General features: G+C 38.5%; 8 protein-coding genes and 1 pseudogene. 5 read left to right on the forward strand and 4 right to left on the reverse strand.

Features of this window, described 5'->3' with window-relative positions; genetic code table 11:
- Window positions 1-3: 3 nt before the first annotated feature.
- From atpE to AC1DND_RS10655, 4 genes are all read right to left on the reverse strand, one after another.
- On the reverse strand, window positions 4-219 hold the full coding sequence (gene atpE, locus AC1DND_RS10640) for an ATP synthase F0 subunit C (protein ID WP_056087863.1): 216 nt from the start codon (window positions 217-219) through the stop codon (window positions 4-6).
- A gap of 42 nt (window positions 220-261) precedes the next feature.
- Window positions 262-1392 carry a F0F1 ATP synthase subunit A gene (atpB, locus tag AC1DND_RS10645; protein WP_477581480.1) on the reverse strand — a complete coding sequence of 377 codons (1131 nt, stop codon included), beginning with the start codon at window positions 1390-1392 and terminating at the stop codon, window positions 262-264.
- A gap of 60 nt (window positions 1393-1452) precedes the next feature.
- On the reverse strand, window positions 1453-1629 hold the full coding sequence (locus AC1DND_RS10650; protein ID WP_477581482.1) for a hypothetical protein: 177 nt from the start codon (window positions 1627-1629) through the stop codon (window positions 1453-1455).
- 211 nt (window positions 1630-1840) lie between these two features.
- Window positions 1841-2062 carry an AtpZ/AtpI family protein gene (locus AC1DND_RS10655; protein ID WP_477581484.1) on the reverse strand — a complete coding sequence of 74 codons (222 nt, stop codon included), beginning with the start codon at window positions 2060-2062 and terminating at the stop codon, window positions 1841-1843.
- A 110-nt stretch (window positions 2063-2172) separates the two neighbouring features.
- Here AC1DND_RS10655 and porW point away from each other — a divergent pair, with 110 nt between their 5' ends.
- From porW to AC1DND_RS10680, 5 genes and pseudogenes are all read left to right on the forward strand, one after another.
- Window positions 2173-4938, forward strand: a complete 2766-nt coding sequence (gene porW / locus AC1DND_RS10660) for a type IX secretion system periplasmic lipoprotein PorW/SprE (protein WP_477581486.1) — start codon at window positions 2173-2175, stop codon at window positions 4936-4938.
- A 105-nt stretch (window positions 4939-5043) separates the two neighbouring features.
- Window positions 5044-7263: a transglycosylase domain-containing protein gene (locus AC1DND_RS10665; protein WP_477581488.1), complete on the forward strand. Its 2220-nt coding sequence runs from the start codon at window positions 5044-5046 to the stop codon at window positions 7261-7263.
- A 204-nt stretch (window positions 7264-7467) separates the two neighbouring features.
- On the forward strand, window positions 7468-9270 hold the full coding sequence (gene uvrC / locus AC1DND_RS10670; RefSeq protein ID WP_477581489.1) for an excinuclease ABC subunit UvrC: 1803 nt from the start codon (window positions 7468-7470) through the stop codon (window positions 9268-9270).
- 133 nt (window positions 9271-9403) lie between these two features.
- Window positions 9404-9802, forward strand: a complete 399-nt coding sequence (locus AC1DND_RS10675; RefSeq protein WP_477581491.1) for a nuclease A inhibitor family protein — start codon at window positions 9404-9406, stop codon at window positions 9800-9802.
- Window positions 9803-9840: 38 nt separating this feature from the next.
- A pseudogene (locus AC1DND_RS10680) lies at window positions 9841-10459 on the forward strand (DNA/RNA non-specific endonuclease); the annotation flags it as partial.

The raw sequence follows: 10459 nt of genomic DNA on the forward strand, positions 1-10459 counted from the left end.
GAATTACTGAGGGTTGTTTCCTAATAATGCAACTACCACACCGAATAAAGCAGCACCCTCGATAAGGGCAGCAGCGATAATCATTGCAGTCTGAATTTTTGATGCAGCTTCTGGTTGACGAGCAATACCTTCCATTGCTTTACCACCTACTTGACCGATACCGATACCTGCACCGATTACTGCTAAACCGGCACCAATTGCCGCGATTGAACCTACCATAACTAATTTAATTTATATTAATTTGTAAAAAATAGTTTTCTATTAATGATGTTCTTCTACTGCCATACCAATAAACAAGGCAGTTAATAATGTAAAAATAAAGGCTTGTAAAAATGCCACCAACAATTCTAACACGTCCATAAATATTACGAATGCCACTGAAACAGGAGAAATCCAAGCCGTTTCGAAAATAAATATTAAGGAAATTAAACTTAATACGATAATGTGACCAGCAGTAATGTTTGCGAACAAACGAATCATTAAAGCGAAAGGTTTAGAAATGATACCAATTAATTCAACAGGAATCATAATCGGATATAACCACCAAGGCACATCAGGTGTTAAAATGTGTTTCCAGTAATATTTATTACCGTTGATATTAACAATAATCATAGTACCCAATGCCATTACAAAAGTCAAGGCAATGTTACCGGTTACGTTAGCACCACCTGGGAAAATCGGAATCAATCCCAACAAGTTGTTAAACCAGATAAAGAAAAATACGGTTAACAGGTAAGGCATAAATTTAGCATACTTATGACCGATGTTTGGCTTAGCAATATCATCCCTTACAAAAACAATGATCGGTTCGATTAAAGACTGTAAACCTTTTGGCGCCTTACCAACGCGTTTTTTATACGTCCTAGCGACTGAAATGAATACAATTAAAATAATCAAAATCGCCACGAACATCGCGGCAACGTTTTTAGTAATTGAGAAATCTAAAACAGACTTACTAGCTTCTTCATCGACCTTTCCATCAGCACCAACTACCTTTACATGATCTTCCTCTAAGCGATAGTTATTGTATTTACCATTATAATCATGTTCTCCATGATGGAAGTTACCAGAAGAGAAAACCTCCAGCCCGTTACTAGTGTACAAAATTACAGGGAGAGGCAATGAAGTATGCCCCCAAAGATGCCACATATGCGAATCGGCAATGTGTTCCATAATTACCTTAGTTGGCTCGAATTTTTCTTCACCATGCTTAGCAGCGCCATGCTCACCAGAAACTGCTTCGGCAGATCCGGCTACAACACTATCAACAGGAACAACAGCGCTATCAACCTGAGCGAAAGTATCAATTTTGATAGATAAAAACGCGATTAAAAGCGTAAAAACAACAATTAGTCTTTTAACTTTCGACACAAAAACTTGGTTACAATCCATTTATTGGCAGTTTTTTACTTTAAATTTTGGTGGCGCAAGTTATGTAACAAACAGTAAATTTCAAAGGCCGTAAACCATATAAGCCACGTAAGTGATGCCGGCCAAAAAGCCAAACATCACCCAAAAGTTATTTACAAACAATTGTTTATCAGGAAATACGACAGGTAAAACGGCAATTACACCTATTAAAAGGCCTACGAAAATGAAATAGATACTGGTAAATTTGGCTAGAGTCAATGTATAATTTCTTAGCAGATAAAAACTTTTGCAAAGGTAAGGTTTTTAGTATCAAGTAAGTAGTGTGGGAGATAATTATTATGAAGGTTGGTTAACTGTTTAAATTGATTAATCGGTTAACTGAGGTAAATTGTTCTATTGCTGGATTGTTAAATTGCTTCATTGTTGGGCTCATCTCGTTCAACAATCTAACAATACAGCCATTTAGCAATTATTTAGTGGCCTGCCTAATGGCCTGGTATAATGCAATCCCCACCCCTGCCAAAGCAAAAGCAGCAGTAATTAAATTAGTTTTGCTGTTTCTGTACTCATCAATCTTATAGCCAATAAAAGTAAGCAGGCCAATGGTAGCAATCATCTGGAAGCCAATGGCCGAATATTTGGCGGCCGCATTTACCTTTTTCTTTGTATCTTCTTCTTTCGGATTTTCCATTTTTTAATGCAATAATTAAATTAACTTTGAATAATTAAAATTTGTTACCAAATAAAATATTTTTCTACATATATTGTTTATTGTATATCCACCTAAGAGATTTATCATACTTGAAAAATTACGCTAACAAAAACTTAAATCCCTTCTTCATCCTTATAAGTGTCCTCCTTATTTATGGCTGTGTCGCAAATAAAGATACAGCAGTAGATCGCAGGTTTCAAAACTTAACGGCAAGGTATAACTATATCTACAACTCCAATGTTTTACTAACCGAGTACAATGAGAGCCTATTACAAAGTTACGCCGATAATTATGAGAAAACCCTACCCGTTTACCTCGATCCAGAGCCGCAGGTAAATCTGGTACTCACACCAGGAATAGCCAATAAACAGCTTGATGAAGTAATTACAAAAGGACAAACCGTTATAAACGATAAAAGTTTCAGTAATTATATTGATGATGCCTATATGCTTTTGGGTAAAGCAAATTATTTAAAAGGCAATTATTTTATCGCATCAGAATATTTCGATTATACAGCAAAAACCTATAATAACGATTTAAAAACATTCATTATGGCGATGAACTGGAAAGCGCGTAGCCAAATGCAATTGAACAATATGGTGCTTGCCGATAAAATTATTGACACCATGTTGCGTGCCTCTGACGAGCTGAAGAAAGATCTGGCAGAACCTTTAGCCACTGCCGCTCAAATGCGTATTTATCAAAAACGCAATAAAGAAGCTATTCTTTTTTTAGAATCGGCAATTACGCTTCCGGCAGAAAAACAGCTGCGTATACGCTGGCGCTTTATCCTTGCCCAATTGCAGGAGAAAGAGAAAAATCTTCAGGATGCTTATGCCAATTTCACTAAGGTTGAAAAAAGCAACGCACCGTTCGAGATGTATTTTCATGCCAATTTAAACCGCATTAAACTAAGGGCATTGCTCAGTGGCGTAAAACTGAATAAGGAAGAACAGCTGCTTGCTTTGTTAAAAGATGATAAGAATTTCGATTATACCGATCAGATTTATTATCAGGTTGGAGAGCTCTTTTCTGCAGAAGGAAACTTTGTAAAAGCCGAAGAAAATTACCACAAATCAGTTGCAAAAAGCACCAGAAACCAAACTCAAAAGGCCTTGTCCTATTTAAGAATTGCCGACTTAAATTTTAAAGCGTTTAACAACTACATTAAAGCAAAACTGTATTACGATAGTACGGTGATGATTTTACCTAAAAACTTTCCTGACTACGACAACATTGTTAAAAAGGCCGATAACCTGAAATATTTAACTGATAGGTATACCATTATTGCCAAAGAACATACCGCCCAGGCTATTGCCAAACTTCCTGCAGGCGAGCGCGAGGCTAAGGTTAAAGCTTATTTAACACCTAAAGTTGAGGTGAGCAATACTGGAGGGGTAATCAGCAATCAATATTTAAATGATCCTGAATTCCCAAATCGATCGTTAAATGCTTCGAATAATACTGCGGGGAACACCTTTTACTTTAATAACAATGCTGCAATAAGCAATGGTTTTGGCGATTTCAAAAAACGCTGGGGCAACAGACAGCTGGAAGATAACTGGCGACAAAGCATCCGTTCATCAGCCCAGGAAACCAATCAGGTTTTGGCAGGAGGAAATGTAGCCACAGGAATAACGCCTGCAAATGGAGAAACGAATCAAACAGCTGCAGACCAAACCACATTAGAAAAACAGTTTTTGGATGGTTTGCCAACCACTCCCGCATTATTGGCTACCTCCGATCAAAAAATCATTGATGCTTATTTCGAAATCGCCAGCTTCTATCAACAAGAGCTAAACGACAAAGCGGAAGCAAATAAGATTTACCTGGAACTAATTAAAAGATATCCGGACAATAACCACTTAGTTGCCATTTACTACAGTTTACATCTAAATTACAAGGGTGTTGATGAAGTAAAATCAGATCAGTATAAACAATTGGTGCTCACTAAGTTCCCTGAATCTAATTTTGCAAAGAATATCTTAGATCCATCATACTCGGCCAAACAAACTGAAATGGAAAACATTGCCATTAACAACTACAATGTAGCCTTTGATGCTTATGCGAAAAAAGATTATCCAGGGGTAGTAAAACAGGCGGATGATAACATTACGGCTTTCCCTAACAATGATTTAGCACCACAGTATGCCTATCTAAAAGCAATTGCTGTCGGCCGCACCGCTAAGGTTGATGCGCTGCTTACTGAATTTAATTTGATTACCACGCTTTATCCAAACGATAAAATTATTACCCCATTGGTCCGCGATCATTTAAAATATATTGAGGCAAATTTGGAAGAGTTTAAACAACGGCCGCTTGCCCTTATCGATTTTGATCCAAATGCGCCACGTTTTGTAAGTCAGGCTACACCAATTGCCGTTCCAACAAAACCCTTAGTAACTGATAATGCCACTGTAAAAACAGCAGACCCTACCACTGTATCTAAACCTGTTGAGATTAAACCGGCCGATCCTAACAAACCGGTCAGCATTTTTAGTGCAGCTAAATCAGAAGAGTATTATTATGTGATCGATGTTGCCGACGCAACTTTAACCTTAAGTTCATCGCGTTTCGGAATAGGCCAGTTTAACCGTGGTAATTACCCCGATAATGATTTGGAACATAAATTGGTAGAGTTAGATAATGATCAGCTGATTTACATTACGAGTTTTATCGATCTTGAAGACGCCAAAATTTACGAATCAAGCATTACAGGCCAGTTAAAGAACATTATGAAAGTTCCAGCTAACTTATATAAAGGCTTTATCATCAGCAAAGAAAACTTCGAAAAGCTAACAGACCGATCGCGCATTAACGAGTACCTGGAGTTTTTAAAAGACAATTACAAATAAAGTAATATGGTTTAAGCTGGCGGAGAAAAACCTATTCTATAAAAAATTAATAAATTTGCATCCAAATCTTCTATTCTGGAGGTGATTGGAAAATAACAACACAAAATGAACAAGTCCCTTTCTGCACAAGAAACAAAAAGATATAGTTTAATCATCTGGAAAATACTAATCGGGGGAATTGCCCTGTTTGCTATTTTCATTTCGATGGTAGGCTTGGGCCTTTTTGGTGCGCTACCTTCTTTCAGGGATATCGAACATCCAAAAAGCAACCAGGCTTCAGAAATTATTGCCGAGGATGGCCGGCCATTAGGCACCTATTTTGTTCAAAACAGATCGAATGTTACTTATAAAGATATTTCGGAAAATGTAATCAACGGGCTGATCGCGACGGAAGATACCCGCTTTAAAGAACACTCGGGCATAGATTTCAAACGTACCTTCACCATTATCGGTTATAATTTAATCGGTAAAAAACAAGGTGCAAGTACCATTACACAGCAATTGGCAAAAAATCTTTTCCCTAGAGAATCGAACCTGAATTTTTTCTCGCTGGTGTTAACCAAGTTTAAAGAGTGGATTGTTGCCGTTAAATTGGAACGCAACTATACCAAGGAAGAAATTATTACCATGTATTTAAACACGGTTGATTTTGGTAACCAGGCTTATGGCATAAAATCGGCTGCCAGGGTTTATTTTAACACTACCCCTGATAAACTTACTTTAACAGAGGCTGCAACGCTTGTAGGGATGCAAAAAGGGATAACCATGTACTCGCCAACCCGTCACCCCGAACGATCAAGAGACCGCAGAAATACCGTAATGGCCATGATGGTTAAATCGGAGCTCTTAACCCAGCAAGAATTTGACGAGCAAAAAGAAAAACCTTTAAACCTGCATTTTAATGCGGCAACAGTTAACGATGGGATTGCACCATATTTCCGTTCGGTACTGAAGAATGATATTAAAAACATTTTTCAGGAGCAGTCGATTACCAAACCTGATGGCACACCTYACGATTTAGACCGTGATGGTTTGAAAATTTATACCACATTGAATTATGATATGCAGGTATACGCCGAAGAGGCGCAAAAAGAATATATGAAGATCTTACAGGCGCAGTTTATCGCCAGCTGGAAAGGCAGAAACCCTTTTAAGGATAAAGCTTTACAGATTGAACAGGGCATTAAAAGATCAGACCGTTATAAATCCTTAAAACTGGAAGGTAAATCAGACGATGAAATTAAAGATGATTTTAACACCAAAACAGAAATGAGCATTTTTACCTGGAAGGGTAATATTGATACGGTAATGAAACCGATCGACTCCGTTCGTTACTACAAAATGTTGTTGCGTAACGCTATGATGACCATGGACCCGACTAATGGACATGTGAAAGCATGGGTTGGGGGAATTAATTACGAACATTTTAAATACGATCAGGTTAAAATGGGGACCAGACAAGTGGGTTCGACCGCAAAACCGTTCACTTATGCCGTAGCAATTGAAAATGGTTATTCTCCTTGTTACACTGTGCCAAATGTACCAGTAACGATAGATGGCTATGGAGCACCATGGACGCCAAGAAATTCGGGTAAACCTCTACCGGGCAGCATTACTTTACAAAAAGCCCTGGCTTACTCTCAAAATTATGTTACCGCCTATTTAATGAAACAGGTTGGTCCTGTGGCCGTGTCTACATTAGCTACTAAAATGGGCATTCCTAATGTTCCGGCATTTCCATCTATTTGTTTAGGGACATTCGATTCGTCAATCTATAATATGGTAGGCGCTTATGGCGCTTTTGCAAACAAAGGAACCTATACCAAGCCGATTTATCTATTAAGGATAGAAGATAAAAATGGGGTGGTATTATTTTCACAAAAGGAAATACCAAAACCGATCATGAGTGAAGAGGTTGCTTATGTAATGACCAGAATGTTAAAAGGTGTAGTAACTAACGGAACCGGATCGAGGCTGAATTATAAATACAAAGTAAACGCACCTATCGGAGCTAAAACGGGTACTACCCAAAATAACTCAGATGGTTGGTTTATGGCCATTACTCCTCAATTGGTAACAGGTATATGGACTGGCTGTGAAGATAGGGCATTCCACTTTATCAGTACCAACCAGGGTGAAGGTGCCAATACTGCTTTACCAATTTTTGCTGGTTTTATCAAAAGAGTCTATGCCAATCCTGCGTTAAAAATCAGTCATGCGGATTTTGAGGCACCAAAATCTGGGGTTTCCATTACTTTTGATTGTAACCAATATCAACAACAGGAAGAAGGCGCAACAGAATTGGATGAGAAGTTGGGATTTTAATGCTTTGGGATTTGCGTGAAGGATAGCAGTGGAAATCCTTTTGTTGTCGCCTTGAGCGTAGCCGAAAGACAACAAAAGATTGTAACGGATAGCCTGACCCTTTTCCCGATCTTTCGGGATTGGGGCACGCCTAAATTATAAATTACACTAAACCGACGTCCACTTAATCAAAATTATCCCTCTCGAATCCTATTTTTGTAAATAATGAGCAGTTTCGACCATAAAACAGCATTAACCGCAATTCCGCATAAACCCGGTGTTTACCAATATTGGGACGCTGATGGAAAGCTCATGTATATTGGAAAGGCGAAGGACCTGCGCAACCGTGTGGGCTCATATTTTAATAGCGACAGAAACCAATTTAATGGCAAAACAAGGGTATTGGTATCCAAAATCCGTAAAATTACATTCACCATTGTTGATACCGAGATTGATGCCTGGTTACTCGAAAATAGCTTAATTAAAAAACATCAGCCAAAATTTAACATCAACCTAAAGGACGACAAAACCTATCCATGGATAATTGTTAAAAACGAAAATTATCCTCGGATTTACTGGACAAGGAAAGTGATTAAAGATGGTTCTACCTATTTTGGCCCTTATGGTTCGATAGGCATGATGCATACTATTTTGGATCTGATTAAAGAAACCTACCCCCTTCGTACCTGCAGCTTACCTTTAACAGAAAAAAATATAGCTGAAGGGAAATTTAAAGTCTGCCTGGAATATCAAATCGGCAACTGTAAAGGCCCTTGTCAGAATTACCAGACCGAAACGGACTACGATAAAAATATAGGTGAGATCAAAGAGATCCTGAATGGCAAAATCGGAAATGTAATCAGAGATGTTAAAGGGATCATTAAATCGGCATCAGAAAACCTGAACTTCGAACTGGCGCATCAATATGCAAGGAGATTAGAAGTACTGGAGAAATACCAGAGTAAATCTACTGTGGTAAATAGCGCCATTACCAATGTTGATGTGGTGAGTATTGCATCGGATGAACGTTATGCTTTTGTAAATTACCTAAAAGTGATGAACGGAACGATTATCCAGACGCAGACCATCGAAGTTAAAAAGCAATTGGATGAGAGTGATGACGAAATTTTAACATTGGCCATGTTAGAATTCAGAACGAAGTTCAGCAGCACCTCAAAAGAAATTATTGTTCCTTTTGAGCCTTCGTTAGAGGATGAAAGTTTAAAATTTACTGTACCTAAGCTCGGCGAAAAGAAAAAACTTCTGGAGCTTTCGCAGAAAAATGTATTGTTCTTCAAAAAAGAGAAACTTAATCAATACGAAAAATTAAATCCCGATTTACGCACCGATCGTATTTTAACGACCATGCAGAAAGATCTGCGTTTAACCCAGCTTCCAAAACATATAGAATGTTTTGATAACTCCAACTTTCAGGGGAAATATCCGGTTTCGGCAATAGTTGTTTTTAAAGATGCAAAACCATCGAAAAAAGACTACCGCCATTTTAATGTGAAAACGGTAGAGGGTCCTAACGATTTTGCGACCATGGAAGAAGCCGTTTTCCGTCGTTACAGGAGAATGTTGGATGAAAACCAGACGTTGCCTCAGCTCATCATCATTGATGGCGGCAAAGGGCAGCTTTCGTCGGCTCTGAAGAGTTTAAAGTTATTGGGCATAGAAAATAAAGTTACCGTAATTGGTATTGCCAAACGTTTGGAAGAACTGTTCTATCCTGGCGATTCCTATCCATTGTATCTGGATAAAAAATCGGAAACCTTAAAAGTGATCCAACAGCTACGTGATGAGGCCCACCGCTTTGGGATTACCTTCCACCGCAAGAAACGCGATCAAGGGACACTTAAAACAGAACTGGAGCAGATTGAAGGTATCGGCAAAACTACCGCGGATAAACTGCTAACCCATTTTAAATCGGTTAAAAAAATTAAAGAGGCTACCGAAAAGGAACTGGCAGAAGTATTGAATAAAAAACAGGTAATTACCTTGCTGACCCACTTTAAAGAAGCGTAAATCTGCGCCGTAAACGCCAACAGACCAGCGTGTAAAAATCTTAACACAATATTAATCTTTTCTTGGTATGCCTTAAATACTTTATCTATAAATTAGGACTGTTAATACAAGTAAACATCTATCCCTAATTTACATGAGTAACAACATCCTGGTTACAATTACCAAGCTTTTATTGGGTGTATTGTATTTTACCGAATCAGAAAGCCCTTTTAAAGCGGCTGACTGGGGTAAAGTCCCTCCTGCAGAACTATTGCAAAAAATTGCAGTTCAATACCATTCAACTCCATCCAATTTAAAACACCTGGATCACGCTGTATTTTTCAACCACCTCGTTTCAAAGGTAGATGCATCCGATGCATCTATGGTAGAAAATGCCCATAAAATAACAGCGTTTTATTCTTCATTAAAGCAAAACCTTTCCAACATACAGGTCATCAGATTAGAGGGTGCCAGTAGAATACCTGTTCTGATTACCGGCTATTTACAAGATGGCAACTGTGTAGTTATTGAAACATTTGCTGTCGAAACCTAAGCAATCAATCCCATCCATTAAATAATCCCAAACTAAACATGAAAGCATTAAAAAAATTAAGCTTACTGGCCGTCCTATGCCTTGGCCTCGCTGCCTGTAAAAAGGAAAACCAATTTCAACCTGAAACCAACTTATTCGAACAAAAATTAAACAGTAAAACCGCTACTGCCAGCACACAGGCTATTGCTGCAGGTTTTCCTGAAGATTTTGAATCTGGCACAAAAGGAAGTTATGCCACGGCATCAGTAACCTTAAGCAGTGGAAGCTGGAGCCTTAACGATGCCTTAATTGGAAACCTTGCTGCAGATGCAAAAAACGGCAGTCAATCAGTCCGAATACGCAATACCGGTATATTGAGTATGAATTTCGACGTAAACGGAGCTGATGTGGTAAGTATTGCCCATGCCAAATACGGTACCGATGCCAATAGCACCTGGCAGCTTTGGTATTCTACCAATGGTGGCTCAAGCTGGTTACAATCAGGCAGTACCATTACCAGTAGTACCACAACATTATCAACAGTAACCTTCAATACTGCAATTGTTGGGAATGTACGTTTTCAGATCCGTAAAATCAGTGGCGGTACTGCCCGCATCAACATAGACGATTTAAGTATTTCCACTGGCGATATAACCAATCCGCCTACCACACCAGGAG

The organism is Pedobacter sp. 01N416 (genome assembly GCF_056399685.1).